Source organism: Morganella sp. B601, assembly GCF_051172335.1.
GTDB lineage: Bacteria > Pseudomonadota > Gammaproteobacteria > Enterobacterales > Enterobacteriaceae > Morganella > Morganella morganii.
On sequence record NZ_JBPIZE010000002.1, the window covers coordinates 240728 to 265282 of the forward strand.

Consider the following 24555-nt stretch of genomic DNA (forward strand, 5'->3'; position numbering starts at 1 on the left):
AAGAAAAACCGCACTGCCAGGCAGTGCGGTGTTGGTTATCAGGCGTTTTGCGGTTCCGGCTGAGCGGAATCAGGCGCAGATTTCATCAGCTTTTCCAGTTCATCTTTGACAGACTGAACCTGCGGGCCGATAACCACCTGTAAGTTATGCTCATTCAGATGGACAACTCCGATCGCCCGTAATGCCTTGAGCTGCGTGTCATCCACTTTGCTCATATCCTGCACGGACATCCGCAGACGGGTGATACAATTATCCAGTGAGATAATGTTCTCTTTACCGCCCAGCGCTGCCAGAATGGCCGGAACATCATAGCCGGATTTTCCTGCGGAACTGCCGGTTGCCGGTGCGCTTTCTTTGGTGTCCGTATCGCGGCCCGGGGTTTTGATATTGAAGCGGGTAATGGCGAAACGGAAAATCGCATAGTAAGAAGCGAACCAGATAAAGGCTACCACCGGCACCATATACCACTTGGTCTGGATACCGTGGAGGATCCCGAAGACCACAAAGTCAATCAGGTTACCGTCGGTGTTACCGATAGTGACACCGGTAATCGCCATTACGGTAAAGCCCAGTCCGGTCAGAATTGCGTGGATCAGATACAGGAACGGCGCGACAAACAGGAACAGGAATTCCAGCGGCTCAGTTGTGCCGCCGATAACACAGGCAACCACCCCGGAAATCAGTAATCCCTTAATTTTATGACGATTTTCGGGGTGAGCACAGTGATACATCGCTAATGCCGCACCCGGCAGGCCGCCGAGGAACGCCGGCATTTTACCCTGAGACAGGAACTGTGTGGCGCTGGCCGTAAAGCCCTGGGTTTCCGGGCAGGAGAGCTGCGCCTGGAAAATGGTCAGTGCGCCGTTAACGGTATTACCGCACACTTCCATGGTGCCGCCCGCTTCAGTAAAGCGGATCAGCGCCACCAGTATGTGATGCAGACCAAACGGCAGTAACAGCCGTTCACCGGAGCCGAAAATCATCGGACCGAATGCGCCTGCGCTCTGAATCAGCTTGCCCAATCCGTTGATCCCCATAGCAAACCACGGCCAGATCAGCGGAACCAGCAGGCCGCACAGGCCGAGTACCAGGGTGGTGATAATCGGCACAAAACGGGTACCACCGAAGAACGCCAGGGCATCCGGCAGACGGATGGTATTGAAGCGTTCATGCAGCATATACACAATAATACCGACAATAACCGCACCGAGGATCCCGCTGTCGATTGACTGAATACCCAGCACATCACGGATGTTATGGGCTTTCAGAATAGCAGGGTCGGTAGTCGGTAAAATATCAGCGGCAGTGAGGTAGAAGTTAGTGGCGAGGTTAAATACCGCAAAGCCGACAAACCCGGCAAATGCAGCCACGCCCTTGTTTTCACGCGCCAGCCCCAGCGGAATGGCGATAGCAAACATCACCGGCAGGAAACTGAAGGCAAATGAGCCGATTTTGCTCATCCAGGTGAACAGTAACTGGAAGACGGTGTGATCCAGAAACGGCAGCAGTGTCAGTACATCCCGGCTGCTGAGGGAACTGCCGATGCCGAGGATGATCCCGCAGAACGAGAGCAGCGCGACAGGCAGCATAAAGGTTTTGCCAAGTCCCTGGAAAAACTCCCAGAGCGTGACTTTTTGTTTTGGTTGGCTACTCATACGGTATCCTGTAAATGTCAGTGTGGTGTTGTGAAGGTAAAATAAGATAAAACGTTTTACCAAATTATAATAGTTGTCCGATCACAAAAAATAAACATGACCTGACAACCATATTTCGGAAATAGATAAAACGTTTTATCGAATTTTGTGTAAAATCCCGTGCAGTATCCTGAGCATAAGGAAGTATCCGGCGTTATGAATCTCAGAAAAGTCACGATAGTCGATGTGGCGCAGCAGGCAGGTGTCTCCGTAACCACGGTGTCACTGGTGCTCAGCGGAAAAGGGCGGATCTCGCGGAAAACCGCGGATAAAGTCAACGCGGCGATTGAAGAACTGGGGTATGTCCGCAATCAGCAGGCTGCCACATTGCGGGACAATATCTCTAATGTAATCGGCCTGATTGTCAAAGATATTACTGAACCGTTTTATGCGGAAGTCGCCGCCGGTGTCAGTGAATATGCGGAAACACAGGGCAAACAGGTCTTTCTGACTCAGTGCGGCAATTCTTCTGCCGGATTTGCCCGCTCGCTGGACAGTCTGATCCGTTACGGCGTGGACGGAGTGATTGTCGGCGGTGGTAAATTTCTCACCAATGACGTGGTTGAGCGGATAAATCATTACCAGATCCCGATGGTGTGTGCGGCCCGGGCCAGTGAGTTCTCCGGTATTGATGTTGTCCGCCCGGACAATGCCTCTGCCGCCAGAATGGCAACGGAATACCTGATCAAAAACGGTCACCGCCAGATTGCCTATTTCGGCGGTGAAAGTGACTCTCTCACCCGCGCTGAGCGGGTCGGCGGTTATTGCTCGACACTGGTGCAGTACGGGTTGCCGTTCCGTACCGAATGGATAGTGGAAACAGATAACAAACAGCAAAATATCATCCGCCGGGTATCTGAATTTATGTATCAGTATCCCAAAGTCAGTGCGATTGTCTGCCACAACACCGGTACGGCGCTGGGCGCGTATTTTGCTGCACTAAGCACCGGTAATACGGTCAGACAGGGGGATAACGAAAGTTATTTCACTCAGGAAATCGCCCTGGTGGGGTTTGATGATATCGGCAGTGAAGCACTGTATGACATCCCGGTGGCCTTTATCACCCAGCCGTCGCGGGATGTGGGACGCAGCGCTGCGACACGTCTGCTGCGGCGTATTGGCGGTGATAACTCTCCGCCTGCAAGCGTGACACTGTCACCCGGATTTTCACAGCTTAACGGATAATGTTCATGCAAAAGATACTCTCCGGACTGCTGTTCCTGACGCTGCCTGCGTTTTCCGTGCCGGCGGAAGATTTGGATCTGCTGCTGGTTCAGGATCGCAGTCAATTATTTGCGGACGCGGGGAACCATACCGGTGTTGCCCGTAAAACCAGAGACGTACTCGCCCGTCCGGCGGTGCCCGGTGAAATCGTAGTAACCCTTATCCGGGGTGAAGGGGAAGAAACCCGTTCAAAACCGGCAGAAGCCGGGGATTGGGTGGTACAGAACATCTGTGACGCTACCGGCAATGAAGAAATTCTGGTGAAAAAAACGACGTTTACCCGCCGTTACGGCAGTGCACTGACACCACCTGACAGCGGGAACCGGCAGCGTTTCCGGCCGCAGGGAGAGCCGATGGATTATCTGGTGATAACGCAGGAAAAACCGTTTGTGATTATTGCGCCGTGGGGTGAAAAACAGCGGGTTATGAAAGGGGATGTGCTGCTCCGCTCACGACAGGATCCGCAGGACAGTTACCGTATTCAGAAAGCAGCATTTGACTGCACTTATCAGGTGATTACACCTGCCGGGGGCTAACATATAACCCGGGCAAAACGTAGTGCGTTTTATGCGCTGCGGCAGATAAAATGTAAAAACGCGATCAGCGATACAAAACCGGCGTTGCTGCTCGCGTAACCCGTTGTTCCTGTTATGATGCGGGAATACGTTTCTTGCCGGATTTCCGCTGATGTTCGCAATTCTGATGACATTATGGCCGCTGTTTGCGCTGATTTTGCTCGGCTGCATTCTGAAGCGGCGGCCGGTTTTTGATGCCGGGTTCTGGAACGGCGCGGAAAAGCTGAACTACTATATCTTATTTCCGGCGCTGCTTATCAACAGCCTCGCCGTTGCTCCGCTGGATAACCCGCAACTGCCGAAACTGGCAATCGCACTGGTAATTATGCTCGGGCTGGCCACTGCGGCATTTGCGGTGGTAAAGCGTCTGCGCGGAATACCAACGGCGGAATTCGGCGTACTGCTGCAGGGCGCGATCCGCTTTAATACTTATCTCGGGCTATCCATCGTCAATGATTTTTACGGCCCGTCCGGTGTGGCGGTAGCGGCGGTGATCCTCGCGGTGCTGGTTCCGCTGTGTAATATCATTTCGGTGGTTGCATTATCCGAATTTCAGCAGTTATCGCTGCGCCGCCTGTTGTTGCCCATTCTGACAAACCCGCTGATTATCTCCTGTATTATCGGGATGCTCCTGAATGTCACCGGTACTGGGCTGCCGTATAACACCGGTCAGTTTGCCAGACTGCTGGCCGGTGCCAGTCTGCCGCTGGGACTGCTCTGTGTCGGGGCGGCATTGCAGGTGGCGACCATCCGCTATTCCGCACTGAAAATCAGCCTTAACAGCCTTGTCCGCCTGTGTGTTATGCCATTGCTGGCGATTGCGGTAGCGACCGTGATGGGATTAACCCAACTGGAATATCAGCTGTTTGTGATCTTTTTTGCTATTCCGACCGCACCGACCGCCTATATTTTGTCGCGTCAGCTCGGCGGTGACAGCCAACTGATGGCCGGGATTATCACGTTTCAGACCATGGTGGCGGTGCTGACTCTGCCGGTGGTTCTGACCATGATCACCTGAATGACCTGAGAAAAAATAATGACGTCTGTTATCAAACTCTTTTTTTGCTGATTCAGGGCAAATGCCCTGGAGACCCCCGCAACCTCCGGTTACTGTGGCTCATCCCGTTATAAAAGCCGTATGCAGGAGTTGCCATGGTTACCAGTATTTATAAAGATCTCTCTTTAGCACCACAGGGGGAGCAAAAAATCGCCTGGGTTCGCGCCCATATGCCACTGCTGCGTGCACTGGAACAGCGTTTCACACAAGAGCAGCCGTTTGCAGGAAAACGTATTGCGCTCTCTATTCACCTGGAAGCCAAAACTGCCTATCTGGCACGGGTTCTGGCCGCAGGCGGGGCGGAAGTGTCCGTCACCGGCAGCAATCCGATGTCCACCAAAGACGATATTGTGGCGGCCCTGGTTGTCAGCGGTATTCATACGTTTGCCATCCACGACGCGGATGCGGAAGCTTACCGCAACTTTGTAAAACAGACTCTGGCCTGTGAACCGCACATTGTTATTGATGACGGCGGTGACCTGGTACATGAGCTGCACAGCCTGTATCCGGAATATGCAAAGCACACGATCGGTGCCTGCGAAGAGACCACCACCGGTGTTCTGCGTGCAGTTGCCCGTGAAAAAAACGGTGCACTGAATTTCCCGGTGCTGTCGATTAACGGTGCACAATCCAAACACCTGTTTGATAACCGCTACGGTACCGGACAATCCACTTTTGACGGCATTATGCGCACCACCAACCTGGTTATTGCCGGGAAAACCGTGGTCGTCGCCGGTTACGGCTGGTGCGGAAAAGGCTGTGCCATGCGGGCGAAAGGACTGGGCGCGGAAGTGATTGTCACGGAAGTGGATCCGATAAAAGCCCTGGAAGCGAAAATGGACGGCTTTGCGGTCATGACCATGTCTGCCGCAGCACTACTGGGTGATATCTTTATCACCGCCACCGGTTGCTGTGATGTACTGACATCGGCCCATTTCAGTCTGATGAAAGAGGGTGCCATCATCAGTAACACCGGGCACTTTGAGGATGAAATCAATCTGACGGATCTTCAGCAGTTAAGTGACAGTGTCACAATTGTCCGCGAGAATATCGAAGGTTATACCCTGAAAAATGGCCGCACACTCTATCTGCTGGGCCGTGGTGCACTGGTTAATATTGCCTGTGCGGACGGGCATCCGGCAGAAATTATGGACATGAGTTTTGCCCTCCAGGCACTCAGCGCCGAGTATCTGCTCAGCCATGATCCGGAAGCGAAAGTCTATGATGTCAGCGATGAAATCGACCGTGAAGTGGCGGCACTGAAATTACAGGATATGGGCGTTTCACTTGATAATCTGACCACCAGACAGCAGCAGTATCTGAACGGCTACGAGCTGAAGTAATCTGACAGACGGGCTGCCGGTAATCCGCAGCCCGTCAAAACCGGCGTTTACCGGTTCAAACCTGTTGTTAACCATGCTAACGTTTACCCACTGATTATCCCGTCCTGACAGATACGGCACATGCAAAATACAACCCCGTTTCGTGAGTTATGGCTGAAATTCAGCGAAGAAGAGCTGCTGCCGGAGGCAGACAGCCTGCTCCGTGATGCACCGGATGTTGTCAGAAACAGTGTCACCACACTGCATATTTATAACGGACAAAATCTGATTTGCCAGGGCGACCCGGCTCAGGCGGTCTATATCATTCTGGATGGCGAGTTTATTGTTAATAAGCAGGCGGAGAATGGTAAACAGGTCGGGCTGACATTCTGCTACCGTGGTGAATTCCTCGGGGAGATGGAGGCGATTTGCCGGCAGGCATACCGTTATGATGTGATTGCGCTGTCAGACTGCTGTGTACTGCGGATGCCGGCGGCAACATTTTTGTCCTGGTTGTCACAGGATCACCGCCTGTCTCTGCTGCTTAACCGCCAGCTGGCAAAACGCTGTCTTATCAACGGTGAACAGCGGCTGATGAATGCAGTTGATTCCATCGAAAACAATCTGCTCTATATGCTGACACAAATCAGCGGCCATCAGATCCATCTTCCCCGTGACATGCTGGCCAGCATTCTCGGCACATCGCGGCGTCATACTGACAAAGTTCTGCTGCGCCTGAAAACACAGGGAAAAATTACCCTCAGTGAAGGTGTGATCGGGCTGGTAAAACCGGACTGAACTGCGATCCGCGCCATTGTGCGCCGGTAAGTATAAGCATAGTATTACTGCACACTATCGGAGGAGCATATGTACCGTTTTCAGAATGATTATAATGAAGTTGCGCATCCGGCTGTTTTAAAAGCCATTACTGATACAGCAGGCCACCGCCATGACGGTTACGGCACGGATACTTTATGCGGTGATGCCGCAGCGCTGATTAAACAGCGGATTGGTCAGCCGCAGGCTGATATCCACTTCTTTAACGGCGGCACGATTACCAACCTGACGGCGATTTCCCATTTTCTGCGTCCGCATCAGGCAGTGATCTCCGTCAGCACCGGCCATATTGCCACCCATGAAACCGGGGCAATTGAAGCGACCGGACACAAAGTCATCACTGTATTTTCCCCTGACGGCAAACTGACACCCGTTCATCTTAAACCGGTCATTGCCGAACATAATGATGAGCACTGGGTACAACCGAAACTGGTCTATATCACCAATTCCACGGAGATCGGCACGGTTTACCGCAAAGCAGAATTGCAGGCACTGCGTCGTTTCTGTGATGAGCACGGGTTATGGCTCTATCTTGACGGCGCCCGCCTGGCATCCGGATTAATGTCCGCACAAAGTGATCTGACGATTGAAGATATCGCGGCACTGACAGACGCTTTCTATATCGGCGGTACCAAAATCGGTGCGATCGCGGCGGAAGCTCTGGTGATCAATAACCCGGCGCTGAAAGATGATTTCCGGTTCAGTATCAAACAGAAGGGTGCGCTTCAGGCAAAAGGCTGGCTGCTGGGTGCCCAGTTCCTGGCGCTGTTTACAGACGACCTCTATTTCTCATTAGGCAAACACCTCAACAGCATGGCCGGACAACTCGCGGCATTCTTTACGGAGCAGGGTTTTACCTTCCTGGCACCGCCGGAATCCAACCAGGTCTTTGTTATTCTGCCTTCCGCACTGGCAGAAAAGCTGAAAAAACAGTTTGTTTTCCATGAAACGCTGCTGCAGGAACCGGGAAAATCCTGTCTGCGTCTGTGCACCTCGTGGGCAACCACACAGCATGATATCGATGACTTTAAAAAGACATTTTTGTCACTGATCTGAGTGCCCGGATAATTTCCGTATTGATAAAACCACGCGGTGAAAACACAACGTGGTTTTTTTATACTTCATATTATGGCAATTATTTACTTCATCATTATTCCTGCTTATTTTCGTGATACTGATTCAGAAAAATAACACTGACTAAAAAAAGTGTTTTTTAATCGTTATTTTTATTCTAGGGTTTAACAGCAATCTGAGTACACAGTACATCCATTCATATAATCTGTTATTAATAAGGAAGTGAAATAATGAAGAAATTAGATAAAAGTAAATTGCTGAAAATAAAATCACCATTATCAGGATGGTCATTCAGTAAATAATATATACACTAACTAATTGATAAGCCATGTCCGTCAGCCGGGACATGGCTTATCCATCTGACGGACGCTGTTATATGATAAATCTGACTTTCCCTGACTATAAACATCAGCAGGCTTATCAGTATTTTTCTGATGAAGTCTATGAATCACTTAATTACTTATTATCCTATTATCGTTTGCCCGGAATAAGCTCAGAAGTTCCGTTGTCATGGCAAAATTGCGCTATTCATTATATCGCCGGTAAATATGCGGAAGATGATGAACATGCGGAGGCGGTAACTTACCTCAATCAGTTGATGCGAAAAAAAACGCCGTTACCACTGACTATCTCGCCACTGACATCTGTCGGTCATTTATTGGCAGAAACGATGATCCTGAAAATTATCCGTGACGATAAACAACTTGGTTTCGGCTATTGTGATGATCCGGTACTGGCAGCAGCGGAAACGAAGAAAATAACACAGGCATTATCTGTTATTCGTCGCTGTGCGCCGGAAACCGGCAATGAAATTGACCGGTTTATCCATCAGATATACCTGACTCAGGAAACCGCAGACGGCTCCCGCTTTATGCGTTCCGGTACCAATTTCTATATGTGGGGAATGATGTTTGTCTATGTTCACTCGTCACATTCGGTTGCTTATTATATTGATATTCTGGCGCATGAATGCGGCCATACGGCACTGAATATCCTCAATGCGGGGGATCCGCTGGTACTTAACCCTGCTGATGAGGTCTTTGCCGCGCCACTGCGTGATGATGACCGGCCGATGATTGGTATTTTTCATGCCTTGTTTGTATTATCCCGGATATGTTATGTATTTTCTGAAATTATCCGTAACAGTGACGGTATCCCGGATCCGGAATATTATGACCGGCTGAGCAGTAATCTGGAGAAGCTTCGTAATACTGCCGATATTGTCAGGAACAATGCCATACTGACGGATACCGGAAAGCATATTTTTATGGCTATCTGTCAGCGCTGGAATCTCAGCTGATGCAGATTTACCGGGTGGTTTTTGAACGGAAAAGCAGGGCGATTAATATCTGCTTTTTCTTTAATGCGCTGGGCTCCGGGTTACTGATGCCGCTGGCATTACTTTACTTTGCCGGGAAAACACTCAGTGAAAAAGAAATTCTGTATCTCGGCACGATAAAATTCTGGTCATTTTCACTGGCCTATTTTTTTATTATTCCGCTGATAAGCCGGTTTGACAGTAAAAAAACCATTGTTTTTTCACTATTACTTAAATTACTGTCACTGTCGTTTTTGTTTATCGGACAAACATTTTATCTGTGTCTTGTGGTGATGCTGGCAAACGGTATTGCCACCTCCGTATTTTCAGTAGCAGCAAAATACTATATTAAAGCCACCTCGGAAAATATCAGCGAAAGCTTTTCAGTAAGGATGACGCTGAATAATACCGGTGCTGCGGTTGCACCAGTACTCATTACACTGTGTGTCTTTTTTTCACTGCCTTTTACGTACGCATTACTGATTCTGACTACGATTTTTATGATTGGCATTCTCTTTTCAGTAAAGCTGCATTCTTGTCCCGGTGAAACGAAAAACCACTTTTATTACCTTCATTTTTCTGATCTTACCGGCAGAGATACCATTCTTGTCTCCGTGGTCAGCATTATTTTTGCCATGCTGTATTACAGTTTTGAGGTCATTGTACCGCTGGAACTTATCCGGTCCGGCTCTGAGTATCTGATAGGGCCGGTTTTGCTGTTTAATACGTTGGTTATTATCGCCGGGCAAATCCCGGTATACCGCTACTTCACGGAGATGTGGGGTATTATTACCGCACTTATGGCGGCAACCGGTTTATGCATTTTTCTGTTTATTCCGTGGTTCTCCGGTATTGCAGAACTTCCCGGTCTGTTACTGATAGTGCTGGGTGTCACACTGCTGGAAATGTTTTACGGTGCGGGTATCGATACCCTGATCACACTGGCGGATTCGCCCCGGAAAATTGCAGTACTCGATGGTATCTCCGGTATTTCACTGGCAATTGGTGCGGCAATGACAGCGGCGGTTTACAGCGATTCGATACTGTTTTTGCCGCTGGTTATTGCGCTGTATCTGGTTGTCGCCGGTATACTGGCATCGCGAAAGGGAGTGGGTTACCAGTGAATTCTCAGCGGAGCACCTATTTCTGCACGAAAAGTATTTTCAGAGATAGTTTCTGATGTAAAAGGACCGAAGCCAATGGTTCTGACTTCTTCTTCCCGATAAGGATAACGGATACTTTCAGGAGAATCAGCAGGAATAATGTGTATACATTCACCTTGCAGATAATGGAGTACATGTACTAATTCATGATACAAAACAATAGCCAGCCCGGCAGATACCGGGCACAACATGGTTTTTTCTTACCGGGCAAACCGTTTTGAACCGGCAACACAGGCAATCACACCACAGGTTGACGCAACCATTACGGAGCTGACGGTTTCATTCAGTAACCACGCGGAAAGCACCAGCCCAAAAAACGGTTGTAACAGCTGTAACTGGCTGACACCGGTAATACCGCCTTCTGCCAGGCCGCGGTACCAGAAGAAAAAACCAATCAGCATGCTGAATAACGAAACGTAAATCAGCCCGCCCCAGGCCTGTGCCGGTATACCGCTGAATGTCACCGGCAGGAAAACAATGCTGAGAATCAGCATCAGTGGCAGAGAAAGTACCAATGCCCAGCAGATCACCTGCCAGCAGCCGAGTGGACGGGAAAGGCGGGCACCTTCCGCGTAACCCAATCCGCACAGCAACACGGCCGCTACCATATACAAGTCACCTGTCAGAGTACTTTCACCGCCCTGAAATAAGGCAAACCCCATCACAAACAAGCTGCCGAGGACAGAAAAAAGCCAGAACGCCGGGAGCGGACGCTCATTGCTGCGCAGCACACCAAACAGTGCTGTCGCCAGCGGTAACAATCCCAGGTACACAATCGAGTGTGCCGAACTGACATACTGAAGAGCAAGGGCTGTCAGCAGCGGAAACCCGACGACGACACCTGCCGCCACAACGATCAGCGACAACAGATACTTCGCTGCAGGCAAACGCTGGCGCAGAACGGCCAGAATGAGCAGAGCGGCAATGCCGGCAATCGCCGCGCGGGCGGTTGTCAGAAAATCCGGCGCGAATCCGGTGATACCAGCCTTGGTGGCGGGCAGGGAGCCGCTGAAAATCAGCACGCCGATAAACCCGTTGAGCCAGCCGCGTGTTGAACGGGAAACCGTTGTCATTGCATTATCCATCCTGTACTCCGTTAATTACCTCTTGTTATCACAGAGAGTAATGCGGATAATCATGACAATCAAAAAATTGTCATGGATACATTTGTATGGCAACACCGCGTTATAAACAATACGTCGATACCCTTGCTGCCCGTATCCGAAACGGTGAACTGGCGGCCGGAACACAACTGCCGACTCACCGTGCTTTTGCGGCTCAGGAAGGGGTATCGTTAGTGACAGCGTCACGTATTTATCAGGAGCTGATCAATCAGGGACTGGTCAGCGGTGAAACCGGACGGGGAACATTTGTCAGAGATATCAGCTTATTACCGGTTACCGGTATTGAATGTGATGTCACTCCGGCAATGTATGACCTTAACTTTATCTATCCGGAAGTCACGGAACAGACCGCATTACTGCGTCACACGCTGCGCCGGTTATCCATGAGCGGCGATCTGGAAAGTCTGCTGCATTATCTGCCTCACGCCGGGCGGCATCAGGAGAGGGTTGTTGTTGCTGATCACCTGAAGTTGCGCGGTTTTTCTGCCGTTGACCCGGATACTGTTGTCATGGTCAGCGGAGCCCAGCACGGTCTGGCCTCCATTGTTCTGAGCATGTTCAGCCCCGGTGATGTGATTGCGGCGGATGCACTGACTTATCCCGGCTTTAAAGCACTGGCACAAACCTGTCATATCGAATTAGTTCCGGTGCCGGTTACCCCGGAGGGCCCGGATTTGGCAGCGCTGGCACAATTATGCCGCCAGCGGAAAATCCGCGGCTATTTCACCATGCCGACACTGCATAATCCGCTCGGCTGGGTGATGGATCTGACATCCCGCAGGAAGCTGATAAGTCTGGCCCGGGAAAACCGTTTTTTTCTGATAGAAGACGGCTCCTATGCTTTTCTGCAGAAACCGGCGCCGGCTCCGCTGGCAGAACTGGCGCCGGATATCACATTTTATGTCACCGGATTTTCCAAAAATATCGCTACCGGCCTGCGGGTTGGATTAATTGTTGCACCTCCGGAATATATTGCTGAGCTGGAAAAAATCATCCGCATCACTACCTGGAATACACCGGCACTGATGACCGGTATTGTCCGTGAGTGGCTGGAGCAGGGAGAAGCCGAAAAACTGGAGCAGAAAAAGCGCCGCGATGCCAAAGCCCGGCAAAAAATAGTCAGCCGGATTTTTGCTGATTTACCCCATATCGCACATCCGGCCGGTTATTTTTTGTGGATCCCGTTACCGGAAAATGTACGCCGCGATGCGGTTATCAGTCGTTTGAGAGCCGCCAACATTGCCGTCAGTCCTGCAGAGTCTTATGCCGTAACCCGCGATATCCCGCAGGCTATCCGTGTGGCAGTCAGTACGCTGCCGTATGACGACCTGGAATCCGCACTGATGGCGGTCAGAGACACCATTACCTATCTGATGGATTTATGATGTATCAGGTTACAGCCCGGTCAACCGGGAGAATTATATCTGGCAGATTGTCAGACCGGATATTTATAAACAGTGAAAAGGGATGCTGCTTTATCGTATATACGCTGTTAAATCAGGATGTTGTTTAATTAAATAATACTATTATATATATTGTTTCTCCCTCAGAGAAAACGATTTACTTTGTGATTTTACGGGAATATACTCCATGTGTTTATTTCTTGCGGAGAACACGTAATTGGACAGTCATAGATTATTTATCAAAATACATTGATCCTGCCGGTAATTCTGTTTTTCTCTGACTGCCGGCAGTAATACTGCGGCAGTACCTCTCTCTGTAAATGGTACTTCCTTATTTAATTTCGCTTATCTTTCACGGGATAGGCCCGAAAGGACGGATTTATCATGAATCTCTATATGCTGGCGTTATTCCCTCCTAACTGATTACTTTTTCGGTTAATTCAATTTAAATTGCTGTGCTCGCGCATCATATCCGGCTATTCCGTTTATTCAGAACGGAAAGGCATGGCTTTTTATTAAAAACTCACAGTACGTATTCATTTATGAATAAGCGTACAGGCTATCTTTTGATGATAAGGAATATATGGACACACCACCCGGGCCCGGAAATATACCATTTCCCGGACTGTCCGTTATCATGACAGTTATTTAAGTTAACTGTTAAACCAGACGGTCCGGTGAAAATAAATGACTCAGTTTATCTGAGGAAATAAAAGGAATCGTACCATGACTGTCAACGTTAACCGCACCGTCACTCCGGCTGTGCGCGATAATAATACTTTCCCTGCGGCGGTATATGCCGCAAAAACACCAGATGAAACATTAGCAGAATTACATTCTGATATGCTGGGGCTGGATGAAATTGATGCCCTTGACCGCCTGATAGAACATCAGGAAAACGTGGTGGCACATGACAAAGCACCTCCCGCATTTATTCAGTTTATTTCCGCATTTCATAATCCATTTATTTATGTGTTGCTGGCGCTGGCCGTTATCAGTTTTATGACGGATTACCTGATCCCCCTGCAGCAGGGCGAGGAAACAGATCTCACCGGTGTACTGATCATCGGAACAATGGTTTTTCTGAGTGTGGTACTACGTTTCTGGCAGGAGTACAGAACTAACAAAGCCGCAGAAGCCCTGAAATCACTGGTAAAAACTACCGCCACGGTACTCCGGCGTAAAAAAGGGCGATCTGCCCGGGCCGAGCTGCCGGTAAAATGTCTGGTTCCGGGGGATATCGTGGTTCTGAGCGCCGGGGATATGATACCGGCGGACTTGCGGCTGCTCCGTTCCCGTGATCTTTTTATCAGCCAGGCCATTCTGACCGGGGAATCGGTTCCGGTGGAAAAATATGATACTCAGGGAGATATCCATGAGAAAGATGCCGCAACGATAGCGGAAAACGGACAATCACTCACGGAATCGGGCAACATCTGCCTGATGGGCACCAATGTGGCCAGCGGCACGGCGCTGGGTGTTGTGGTGGCAACCGGGGACAAAACCTATTTTGGCTCACTGGCGAAATCCATTGTCGGAACACGCTCACAGACGTCATTCGATCGCGGGGTGAATAGTGTCAGTATCCTGCTGATCCGCTTTATGTTAGTGATGGTGCCGGTTGTTCTGCTGATTAACGGATTTACCAAAGGCGACTGGTTTGATGCCACACTCTTTGCACTTGCCGTCGCAGTCGGGTTAACCCCGGAAATGCTGCCGATGATTGTCAGTTCGAACCTGGCGAAAGGCGCAATTGCAATGTCGCGGCGGAAAGTTATCGTTAAGCGGCTGAATGCAATACAGAACTTTGGCGCAATGGATATCCTGTGCACGGATAAAACAGGAACGCTGACACAGGATAATATTATCCTCGAGCATCATCTTGATACGGAGGGTAATACCGATGAAGCCATACTGGGACTGGCGTGGCTGAACAGTTTTCACCAGAGTGGCACACGTAACCTGATGGATCAGGCGATCATTCGTTTCGGGCGCGGCAAAGCTGAAACAGAATCTCTGCACAGTTATCAGAAAATTGACGAACTGCCGTTTGATTTTGTCCGCAGACGTCTGTCTGTGTCAGTAAGAAAACCGGATGGTACCGCCTTGCTTATCTGTAAAGGTGCGGCGGAAGAGATGCTGGCGTGCTGTTCTCTGATCCGGACCGGCAATCATATTTCTCCGGCGGATGATGAGAAAAAACAGGCCATTATGGCACTGGTTAATCATTATAATGAGACCGGATTCAGAGTACTGCTGCTCGCAGAGCGGGTTCTTGACAGCAAAGAGCAGGGATTGCCGCTCTCCGCAGACAGTGAACAAAATATGATTTTATGCGGAATTCTGACCTTCCTGGATCCGCCGAAAGACAGTGCGGCAAAAGCCCTTAACGCACTGAAGCATAACGGGGTAACGGTAAAAGTACTGACCGGGGATAATGCCGTTGTCACGGCAAAAATCTGTCGTGAAGTCGGGCTGGATGCCTCGATGAGTATCAGTGGTGATCAGCTGGCGCTCCTCAGTGATGAAGAGCTGAAACAGGTCGCACAAACACACACTATTTTCTGCAAACTGACGCCGCTGCAAAAATCAGCCCTGGTCAGGATTTTACAATCAGCCGGCCATACTGTTGGTTTCCTCGGGGACGGCATTAATGACGCACCGGCACTGCGGGATGCGGACGTCGGAATTTCTGTGGACAGCGGAACGGATATCGCCAAAGAATCCGCAGATATTATCCTGCTGGAAAAAGATCTGATGGTTCTGGAGGAGGGTGTCATTAAAGGGCGCGAGACATTCGGTAATATCATTAAATACCTGAATATGACCGCCAGCTCTAACTTTGGTAATGTATTTTCTGTTCTTATCGCCAGTGCCTTTATTCCGTTCCTGCCGATGCTGGCTATTCAGTTACTGATTCAGAACCTGCTTTATGATATGTCTCAGCTGGCGCTGCCGTGGGATAAAATGGATAAAGAATTCCTGCGCAAACCCCGTAAATGGGATGCAGGCAATATCCGGCGCTTTATGATCTGGATTGGCCCGACGTCGTCTGTATTTGATATCACAACCTTTGCATTATTATGGTTTGTTTTCGGGGCAAACAGTCCGGACAGCCAGGTTTTATTCCATTCCGGCTGGTTTGTTGAGGGATTATTATCACAAACGCTGGTTGTGCATATGCTGAGAACACAACGGATCCCGTTTATTCAGAGCACAGCAACACTGCCGGTATTATTGGTTACCGGGATTGTTATGGCCATCGGTATCTGGCTGCCGTTTTCACCAATAGGAAGTTATATCGGGCTTGAGCCGTTACCGTGGGAATATTTCCCGTGGCTTGCTGCTACGCTGGTCAGCTATTGCGGTCTGGCACAAATCATGAAGGGCATTTATATCCGCCGTTTCGGAATGTGGCTGTAAGTTAAGATGTGTTGTACCTGTTATTCAGCTGATTTTTTCTGAATAACAGGTACAATCAGAGCATCAAAATAAAAGGAATACTATGCACTTAGAATTTAAACGGCTAACTCAGATAGAACCGGCCGATATCACGGCACTGAATAATCACCCGAAAGTGTTACAGCAAATGCCGCTGGGCAGCCCGGATTTTGATGATGAAAAAAGCCGCAGTTGGGCAGAAGAAAAAGACGCTCAGTGGGAAATAAACGGATATGGCCCTTGGGCATTTGTGATCGACGATATATTTGCAGGCTGGGGAGGGCTTCAGAAAGAAGGTGATGATGCTGACCTGGCGCTGGTACTTCATCCTGATTTCTGGGGAACGGGAAAAATCATCTGTGATGAAATTATCCGCCACGCATTTGATGAAATGCACTTAACCAGTATCACCATTTTATTACCGTTATCCCGGAAAGTTTCCCGGTTTATAACACGTTACGGATTTCAGCCGGATGGTTCTGTTAACTATGATGGTGTGGATTTCCGGCGATTCCGGTTATTTTCAGATCATACAGATGGATATGATTAAATAGCGATAGATTTCATTTGTAATTTATAATCTGATATACAAAGTATCCCGCTGCCAGCGGGATGATAAACGGAATGATGAGTATCAGATACAATCCGCCAAGCCCCCGGGGGCTGCTACCATTAATAACATCCTCAAATGTTGATTCTGAAAAATAATGACGAAGGACATCATCACTGCATTTTTTAGCAAACGGAAATAAAGGTAAGCAAATGCAGGCATAGATTATCCATAAGAAATGAATGGTTGCATTATCATTTAATGAATAAATAAACATACCAAAAACAAAAAGGCCAAGGCAGGATTTACCCCAAAAATCCCAACTTCTGATAAAAAGACGAATAGGGTGTTTTCTTTTTTTATTTGCTATATGGCGCTGTCTTATTTTTTCTTTTGTATAGTTTCTTCCACTCTTACTCATTGAACTATCTCATAAAAAAGGAAATATTTTGGGATGGACATCCGGCCAATTTATCATGGCTGAGCGTAGTGAACGAGAGGTTTTTGAAACGCTGAGATAAAACACCCGTCGCCGGGTGTTTTATCTTGTCAGGCAGATATGACTTATTCTTCGAAATACCAATATCCCTGATTGATAAATTCGGTTAATTCCGCAACAAAAACCGGGTTCTCCAGTGCTTCACCGAGCTCATTCACGCCGACTTCGGTTAACCGGCACAATGTATCCGCACCTTTTATTTCGGTGGTCATCCAGCCTTCGGTATTAACGAAGAAATGTTCCCCGATACGCAGAACACGCAGTCCGCTCAGTCGTATCAGTTTTTCACCGGCATTCAGAGTACTCAGCACTTCTTCCGGCTCATACGGTGGTTCCGAAGGCGCAATATCCAGCTCATGACGCGGGGTAGTTGCAAAACGGCCTAGCCACTGTTCGAAATCACCGGGCTTGTTGATCATTTCAATCATCATTTCACGCAGGCGTTCAACCTCATAAGATTCCATTGAGCCTGAGTTTTCACGTACTGTCAGGTCAGGGTCGCCATAATTGACGCCACCCAGATCCTGTTCCAGTGCATAGTCAGCAAAGCTGCTCAGCAGATCACGTCCGGTCGGTCCGCGAAAACCGACAGAATAGTTCATGGTATCTTCGAAGGTGAAACCATCGTGAGGGAATCCCGGCGGAATATACAGAATATCGCCCGGCGCCATTTCCACATCAATAATCGGCTCAAACGGATCGACATGCAGTAATGCCGGGTGAGCGCAGAACTGACGCATGGGAAGGGCGTCACCCACACGCCAGCGGCGGCGGCCCATGCCCTGGATAATGAAAACATCATAGTTATCAATATGCGGCCCGACACCACCGCCGGGCACTGAGTAGGAAATCATCAGGTCATCAAGACGCCACTCAGGCAGCACGCGGAACGGTTTCACCAATTCTGCAGCCGGCATATGCCAATGGTTGACAGCCTGTACCAGCAGTGACCATCCTTTTTCGCCTAATTGGCTGTAGTCCTCAAACGGGCCGTGACTTGCTTCCCATTTGTTATCAATGAAGCTGACCAGTCGGCTGTCAACTTCCGGCTCCATAGCCAGACCGGCCAGCTCATCCGGTGTGATAGGGTCGGCAAAATCAGGAAATGCATTTTTCAGTACAACGGGTTTTTTCTGCCAGTATTTTTCTAAAAATTCAGGCCAGTTAAGATTCAGTTTGTTAACCATGTGACCACATCTATATGAGGAAATAAGCGAATAATTATAGAAGCAATGTGCCGTCATATTTTTGTTTGGGGTCAATAAAAAAAGGAACGTGGACGGATAAAGAAACCCCGCGGTGATCAGTTGTTGGATGAGCGGAGACAAAAAGCCGTTATCAGGAATAAAGGAACCAACATGATTATCCAGCCGGAGAGCCAGATTTCGTTATTTCACTCACTGGTTCGCATAATGTATATTATGTTAAATGATGTATGGAAGGTGCTGGTGCTGATTAGATACAATAATATCAATATGTATTATATCGTTCATTAGCGCTCTCTGCTCTCCTGTCCGGTAACATGACTGATGTACAATATCCGTCAGTTCGCGGATATTGTACAAATTAGTTATTGTTCCATTATTTACCGGCCGGTGTGTTTCCCACTTTAACGAACGGTTGAAGCCGCTTCTTCAATGGTTAACCTTCCCTGTGTCTTATAAATATCATTACCGGGACTCTTTATACAAGGTACAATGGAAAACGGTGCCCTTACCGGTACAGTTAAACAATTCGATACTGCCGGAAAATTAGTCAGTGAAGGTAAGGTGACTAACGGAAGAATGCAGATCCTGAAGTAATACGGAATGAGTCTGCCGGGAGGGATAATTGTCATACTCCGGCGTTTGCGGTATTCTTCCCGGCTCAGGCAAAATAACAGGATATTCATTCATGACAGCCCACAAATCCAACGATCCGCTGCATGGCGTTACTCTCGAAATGCAGGTTAATGCACTGGTTGCAAAATATGGCTGGGCAAAGCTGGGTAAGTTAATCAATATTAACTGCTTTAAGAATGACCCCAGCGTAAAATCAAGTCTGAAATTTCTCCGCCGCACTCCCTGGGCCCGTACCGAGGTTGAGAACTTATATCTCGATTCGCTGGATGATGCTGCTGAAAAAACAGACAGCATCTGGCCGGAAGGCCCATGGTAAATAACCAATAATACCGGCTTCCGTTAATTCTGCGGAAACCGGTGTTTCAGTTAAATCAGCTTTTACAGGATTGTCCCGGTTTTTTGATTATTTCACCATAATCATTCAGTGCTGCCGGTTTTTGGCTCTGAATATTATTTAATACCGGTAATGTCGGATCCATCTGCCAGGCATTCCAGCCGCCGTCATAAATCCGGCTGTTTTCCCAGCCCGCCAGTTGGGTCATAAACCAGGAAACGCTTGCCCGCCACCCGGTACCGCAATAAAATGCGACCTGATCGGTCGGTTCAATACCCTGCGTTTTCCATAAAGCAAAAATCTCTTCCGGATTACGCAATGTGCCATCCGGGTCATAGTAATCGGACATATCATTCGAATTTTTACCGCCGAATCCCCATATTGCCCCGGCCGGTTCACCCTTACGCGGAATATAGTCATAACCGGAGATTTTGCCGGTATATTCATCCCATGTCCGGTTGCTGATAAGTTTAAGGCCGGATTTCTGACCCTGTATGGCTTCCGCCGGCATGGCAATAGTGACCTGCGGATTAACCGGAATTTCCGCACCGAAATCCGCAACCGGTACCGGAATATTCAGTGTGGTTTCCGTTGGTAATTCCGCATCCGCCCAGACATTTAAACCACCGTTCAGGAAACGGACATCTTCAACACCCGCCCATTTCAGTGCCCATAATACCCGCAATGCTGCCATCTGATTTTCAGAATAGACGACAACCGGGGTATCTTTGCGGATCCCGTTTTTCAGCAGATTATTTTTGATAACGTCAGGTTCGGATAAATTCCAGACCGGCGCATTTTCTATCCAGTCGGTATTAAAATGGAAAGCACCTTTAATATGCGTTGCATAGGATTTTGATTGCTCCGCATCCCCCCACGACACTTCAAATATCACCGGTTTTTGATCACTGGTATAACTTTCCGGTTTTTCACCGTTCAGTGCGGCCTGAACCCAGGCGGGAGAAACGCTCAGAAAATAATTCGGGTATTTATCCATCGGCAGATCAGAATTGCTGTACTGGATAAAGGATTTAAATGCTCTGACCTGAAAACCTTTGGCAGCAAATTCGGCGGTAATACGTTCCAGTGAATCCGGGTCACTGTCGTAAAATACCAGGGTTTTTTCTTTGGAAATCCCCTTTTCTTCGACAAACGTATCAAATTTATTCTCATCGATAAAATCCAGCCAGCCGGTAGTAAACTGCATCGCACCTTTAATATGGCCGCCGCGGGCCGCGCCTTTATCTTTAAAACCGAAATATAAACTGTCCGGCCGAGTATCGATAATAATGTATTCCGGATTGTTCAGGTTCTCCGACAATTCTTCAATGCCGATCTCTTTTACCACCGTCTGGTCACAACCTGATAGTAATAACGGTATCAGAAGAAAGAGTGATTTTGTTTTCATATGTGATCCTATAAACGACATTGCCCTGAACGGAAAAAATAACTGGTGATCCAAACACCAGCCATAATCATGAATGTGGAAATCCATCCCTGCCAGGAGAAATAAGCGGTTGCCACAAGGGAATTCGTGACGGTACAGCCGCCTGCCAGTGTTGCCCCTGCTCCCATCACAATCCCGCCGATCAGGCGTTTAACGACGGTAATACCATCAGGCGGAAGTCTTAATCTGAATTCTTTGCGGATAACCGCACTTATCATTGAACCGGCGAAAATACCGATAACAAATAAGGTTCCCCAGTTAAAATAACGCTGCTGTCCGGTGATCAGATACTGAATAACATTGCCGGAAGGAACAGCAACGCCATAGCCAAAATTACGTCCGGCCTCAGCACTGAAAACCCAGGCAATAATCCCGAGAATACCGATCAGCATACCGGTAATATTCAGCGGCAGATAATTAAATCGTCCCTGTGAAGGTGGTGTATAACGGGGATGATAATGCTGATAAATCAGTAATCCGGCGGTGAGAATAATTAAAAACGCGACCAGAAACCAAGGGGAAATATCCAGTGTTTTATAAATCGTATCCGGCTGTGCGGGATGCTGTAATAAGGGTTCAAACCAATGTTTCAGGCTGCCTTTCTGAGCGGTGGCCATGGTGACAACAAAGGCAAATAAGGCAATCCAGGTGCCGGTTAATCCTTCACCGGAACGGAACCACGCACCACTGCCGCAACAACCGGCCAGTACCATGCCCGCACCAAATAAAAATCCACCGGCCAGTGTTGCGGTGATTGGCAGATTTCCTTCCGGTATATGTAATAATCCGGCAGATTCCAAAGCAAAGAAGCCAACGGACTGAATAGTGACTGCGATCAGCAGCGCGGTGAGAAACCGGGTATTTCGCTGGTAAAGAATGTTTCTGAATCCGGAAACAAAACAGAACTGACCTGACTGGAGCAACCCGCCGAACAGGATGCCGATAAATAAACCACTGACCATAAAGAAACCCCGGGGAATAAACAACTGCGTGTATCTGTGAATTTTACCCGCCCCATTATTCGCCGTTATGGCGCAAAATCAAGTTAAGGATAGTTAACCTCTTATCAGATATATCTGCTGTCCCGGCGGTGAACACTCTCTTACCCTGTTCAGACACTAGACGGTAAGGAACACAACGCACTGATAACCGGGACCGTAAATCTTCTGGCGCAACAGAGAATTAAACCGCCAATCCGGAAAAGCGGCAACGCTACCGGTGCCGCCGGCTTTTTAACAACGCAGCATATTTTCAACATCTGCTCACCTTTTTTATAATTCACCCGTGTGATTATAACGGTTTATTTTCAATTACCTTGACCGCTTTCCCGTTTCTGACTTTTAGTCATATTTTTTAGTGACTTAGCCTTCCCTGTTTTCTTAAGATGAAAACGGGTCGCATTAACACTTGATGTTATTTGTTTCAGAAAAGTTGTTTCAGGGAAATTCACCGGTAACAGCCGGTGTTTTGGTCAGGCATTATATAAAAATGAGTTTTTAACAATGAAAATAAACAGCAGGAAACTGGTACTGGTTTCACTGATCCTGTCATATTCACAATTCTCCGCCGGGGCGGAAAATACCGCAAAACAGGATCCGGACAGTGACACATTAATTGTCACCGCTTCAGGGCGTGAGGAACAGCAGCGAAAATCCACCGTCACCACCCAGGTTATCGACAGCGACCAGATTGAACGCTCACGGGCGGAAAGTCTGACCGAATTACTGGCACAGAACAGTGTCGGCTTTTTCAGTGAATGGAGTCCCGGGCAGACATCCATTAATATCCGCGGTGCTGCAACGGATGGTCAGGGAAAAGATTTTGCCGGACAGGTGCTGGTATTAGTTAACGGCCGCCGGGCAGGAACCGCGAACTTATCCAAATTATCACCGAAAGATGTCAGCCGGATTGAAGTTATCCGCGGCCCCTCTTCGGTTATTTACGGCTCCCAGGCGATGGGCGGTGTGATTAATATTTTCCTGAAAAACGGATTAACCGACGAAGGCGGGAAAATCTCAGCAGAAACCGGATCCTGGGGACTGGCACAGACTTACGGCGGCTATGGTTTTCAGAATGATGACGGCGATATTTACGGCTATGTCGGGTTTGAAGCCGGACGCCGTGATGATTACCATTCCGGGAAAGGCGGCCACAAACAGGAAAATACCAACTGGGAACGCTTTGGTTTAAGCGGTAATTTAGGCTGGCAGATCAACGAAAGTAACCTGCTCGATGTGTCACTGCGGACTGACGGTATTTATGACGGCGGTTTCCGTGGATCAACCGGGAATATTTACGCCAAAGATACCCGTTATAACCGTTCCGCGGATGTGGTCTGGAAAAACGGCACTGACGACAGTATTTTCAGAATGAACAGCCACGCCTATTTTGTGCAGGATGTGGATAATTTCCGCTGGGCATCACCGTTAACCGCAAAAACCCGCAGTGATCATAACCGCCGTCAGCTGGATATTTACGGCGTGAAATTCCAGCCGGTGATTAAACTCCATGAGCAGAACGATCTGTTATTAGGGGTGGATTACGAATACAGCCGTCTGCGTTCAGAACGGGATCAGGTCAGTGTCAGCGGCAACCCGCTGAAACAATCCGCGCCGTATGATAATAACCAGACTGAAAACCAGTATGCCGTTTATTTCGATGACCGGCAGAGTTTATTTGACGACAGCTGGATAATCCGCGGCGGTATGCGTTATACCTACGGGAAAACCAATTTCGATAAAACACCGAACCTGGATAATCAGTTCACCGGCAGTGCCTCATATAATCAGTTAACCTGGAGTCTCGGTACCAACTATCAGGTCAATGACTGGCTGAATCTGAAGTCCTCTGTCGCCACCGGTTACCGTGCACCGACCGCCACACAGCTGGGCGCGGATTATATTACGCTGTCCGGTACGCAATATCTGGGCAACAGTTCCCTGAAAGCGGAAAGTAACCGTCAGTTTGAAGTGGGCGCGACACTCGGTGATTCCCTGAATTCCGTCGATATTGCCCTCTTTCAGAATACGATTCAGAACAGAATACAGACCAACGTTCTGGCACCGAATGTCTATCAGTACGCCAACAGCGACGATGATATTGTGGTACGCGGGCTGGAAGTTAACAGCCGTGCCACCGTTAACCGTGTATTTGACTGGCAGACAGACTGGGATTGGGTGATGCGTTTAAACGGCAGCTGGAATTTCGATATGGAAGATAAAGGCGCCAAAATAACCGCAACCAATAACAGTAATAAAGTTCAGCGCATGTATCAGTATCAGGCGGCGTTTATTAACGAGCTCTATTTTACCAATGCCCGTTATCCGTGGAGTCTTCAGTTACAGGGAATTCTGCGCGGGCCGATGTGGTATAAAACAGAGGAAGGAATTATCCCGGATGTCCGCCCTTATTCTTCTTATGTGATGCGCAAAGCGCCGTTTATGGTCTGGAATCTTCAGGCGGATGTGGATATCAGCCAGTCACTGACGCTGTACGGACGGATAGACAATATTCTGGATAAAAACGAGCATCCGGTATTTTTTGCCCTGGATGAAGACCCGTATATTATGCTGCCGTCAAAATCCAACGGTAGTCTGGGAACCTCAATGCCGGGCCGGTCATTTATTGCCGGTGTGACATACCGTTTTTAACC

At 48.6% G+C, this 24555-nt stretch carries 20 protein-coding genes; 13 read left to right on the forward strand and 7 right to left on the reverse strand.

Going from position 1 to position 24555, the window contains the following annotated elements:
* Nucleotides 1-38: 38 nt before the first annotated feature.
* Nucleotides 39-1655 (reverse strand): maltose/glucose-specific PTS transporter subunit IIBC, encoded by a 1617-nt coding sequence (malX, locus tag ACSBQN_RS05825; RefSeq protein WP_434991633.1) that lies wholly within the window; start codon nucleotides 1653-1655, stop codon nucleotides 39-41.
* A 195-nt stretch (nucleotides 1656-1850) separates the two neighbouring features.
* On the opposite strand from malX, the gene malI reads away from it, so the two are divergent.
* The 8 genes from malI to ACSBQN_RS05865 all read left to right on the forward strand — a co-directional run bounded on the left by malI (nucleotide 1851) and on the right by ACSBQN_RS05865 (nucleotide 10225).
* Nucleotides 1851-2879, forward strand: coding sequence for a Mal regulon transcriptional regulator MalI (gene malI, locus ACSBQN_RS05830; RefSeq protein ID WP_024473027.1), 1029 nt, complete (start codon nucleotides 1851-1853; stop codon nucleotides 2877-2879).
* A gap of 5 nt (nucleotides 2880-2884) precedes the next feature.
* Nucleotides 2885-3454 carry a hypothetical protein gene (locus ACSBQN_RS05835; protein WP_214177145.1) on the forward strand — a complete coding sequence of 190 codons (570 nt, stop codon included), beginning with the start codon at nucleotides 2885-2887 and terminating at the stop codon, nucleotides 3452-3454.
* A gap of 151 nt (nucleotides 3455-3605) precedes the next feature.
* On the forward strand, nucleotides 3606-4511 hold the full coding sequence (locus ACSBQN_RS05840; protein ID WP_024473029.1) for an AEC family transporter: 906 nt from the start codon (nucleotides 3606-3608) through the stop codon (nucleotides 4509-4511).
* A gap of 134 nt (nucleotides 4512-4645) precedes the next feature.
* Nucleotides 4646-5893, forward strand: coding sequence for an adenosylhomocysteinase (locus ACSBQN_RS05845; RefSeq protein ID WP_354632785.1), 1248 nt, complete (start codon nucleotides 4646-4648; stop codon nucleotides 5891-5893).
* A 120-nt stretch (nucleotides 5894-6013) separates the two neighbouring features.
* A complete protein-coding gene (locus ACSBQN_RS05850; protein ID WP_024473031.1) occupies nucleotides 6014-6670 on the forward strand; it encodes a Crp/Fnr family transcriptional regulator in 657 nt (218 codons plus the stop codon).
* A gap of 69 nt (nucleotides 6671-6739) precedes the next feature.
* Nucleotides 6740-7765 (forward strand): threonine aldolase family protein, encoded by a 1026-nt coding sequence (locus ACSBQN_RS05855; RefSeq protein WP_152696317.1) that lies wholly within the window; start codon nucleotides 6740-6742, stop codon nucleotides 7763-7765.
* Nucleotides 7766-8159: 394 nt separating this feature from the next.
* Entirely contained in the window at nucleotides 8160-9083 is a 924-nt protein-coding gene (locus ACSBQN_RS05860) for an aKG-HExxH-type peptide beta-hydroxylase (protein ID WP_228001068.1), read from the forward strand.
* A complete protein-coding gene (locus ACSBQN_RS05865; RefSeq protein WP_152696313.1) occupies nucleotides 9083-10225 on the forward strand; it encodes an MFS transporter in 1143 nt (380 codons plus the stop codon). Before ACSBQN_RS05860 ends, ACSBQN_RS05865 begins: the two co-directional genes overlap by 1 nt.
* Here the strand turns inward: ACSBQN_RS05865 and ACSBQN_RS05870 are convergent.
* Nucleotides 10216-10455: a M91 family zinc metallopeptidase gene (locus ACSBQN_RS05870; protein WP_220730891.1), complete on the reverse strand. Its 240-nt coding sequence runs from the start codon at nucleotides 10453-10455 to the stop codon at nucleotides 10216-10218. The two genes, ACSBQN_RS05865 and ACSBQN_RS05870, sit on opposite strands and share 10 nt — an antisense overlap.
* A 9-nt stretch (nucleotides 10456-10464) precedes the next feature.
* Complete coding sequence (locus tag ACSBQN_RS05875) at nucleotides 10465-11349, reverse strand: DMT family transporter (protein ID WP_036407966.1); 885 nt, start codon at nucleotides 11347-11349, stop codon at nucleotides 10465-10467.
* Between the two features lie 86 nt (nucleotides 11350-11435).
* Between ACSBQN_RS05875 and ACSBQN_RS05880 the strand changes: the two genes are divergently transcribed.
* The 3 genes from ACSBQN_RS05880 (at nucleotide 11436) to ACSBQN_RS05890 (ending at nucleotide 16782) form a co-directional block, all read left to right on the forward strand.
* Nucleotides 11436-12773: a PLP-dependent aminotransferase family protein gene (locus ACSBQN_RS05880; RefSeq protein ID WP_354632782.1), complete on the forward strand. Its 1338-nt coding sequence runs from the start codon at nucleotides 11436-11438 to the stop codon at nucleotides 12771-12773.
* Between the two features lie 744 nt (nucleotides 12774-13517).
* On the forward strand, nucleotides 13518-16214 hold the full coding sequence (mgtA, locus tag ACSBQN_RS05885) for a magnesium-translocating P-type ATPase (RefSeq protein WP_318668075.1): 2697 nt from the start codon (nucleotides 13518-13520) through the stop codon (nucleotides 16212-16214).
* Between the two features lie 82 nt (nucleotides 16215-16296).
* Nucleotides 16297-16782 carry a GNAT family N-acetyltransferase gene (locus ACSBQN_RS05890; RefSeq protein ID WP_036414769.1) on the forward strand — a complete coding sequence of 162 codons (486 nt, stop codon included), beginning with the start codon at nucleotides 16297-16299 and terminating at the stop codon, nucleotides 16780-16782.
* Nucleotides 16783-16795: 13 nt separating this feature from the next.
* Here ACSBQN_RS05890 and ACSBQN_RS05895 read toward each other — a convergent pair whose 3' ends face one another.
* Together ACSBQN_RS05895 and ACSBQN_RS05900 are read right to left on the reverse strand one after the other, a co-directional pair.
* Nucleotides 16796-17203, reverse strand: a complete 408-nt coding sequence (locus ACSBQN_RS05895) for a hypothetical protein (protein WP_225973377.1) — start codon at nucleotides 17201-17203, stop codon at nucleotides 16796-16798.
* A 143-nt stretch (nucleotides 17204-17346) separates the two neighbouring features.
* Complete coding sequence (locus ACSBQN_RS05900) at nucleotides 17347-18468, reverse strand: cupin domain-containing protein (protein ID WP_354632780.1); 1122 nt, start codon at nucleotides 18466-18468, stop codon at nucleotides 17347-17349.
* 706 nt (nucleotides 18469-19174) lie between these two features.
* Between ACSBQN_RS05900 and ACSBQN_RS05905 the strand changes: the two genes are divergently transcribed.
* Nucleotides 19175-19438 carry a VF530 family DNA-binding protein gene (locus ACSBQN_RS05905; protein WP_024473041.1) on the forward strand — a complete coding sequence of 88 codons (264 nt, stop codon included), beginning with the start codon at nucleotides 19175-19177 and terminating at the stop codon, nucleotides 19436-19438.
* A 55-nt stretch (nucleotides 19439-19493) separates the two neighbouring features.
* Here ACSBQN_RS05905 and ACSBQN_RS05910 read toward each other — a convergent pair whose 3' ends face one another.
* Entirely contained in the window at nucleotides 19494-20864 is a 1371-nt protein-coding gene (locus tag ACSBQN_RS05910) for a rhodanese-like domain-containing protein (RefSeq protein WP_024473042.1), read from the reverse strand.
* Between the two features lie 8 nt (nucleotides 20865-20872).
* The gene (locus ACSBQN_RS05915; protein ID WP_024473043.1) at nucleotides 20873-21865 is read right to left on the reverse strand and encodes a YeeE/YedE family protein; all 993 of its coding nucleotides are present in this window, start codon (nucleotides 21863-21865) and stop codon (nucleotides 20873-20875) included.
* A gap of 540 nt (nucleotides 21866-22405) precedes the next feature.
* Here ACSBQN_RS05915 and ACSBQN_RS05920 point away from each other — a divergent pair.
* Nucleotides 22406-24553 carry a TonB-dependent receptor plug domain-containing protein gene (locus ACSBQN_RS05920; RefSeq protein WP_024473044.1) on the forward strand — a complete coding sequence of 716 codons (2148 nt, stop codon included), beginning with the start codon at nucleotides 22406-22408 and terminating at the stop codon, nucleotides 24551-24553.
* Nucleotides 24554-24555: the final 2 nt, after the last annotated feature.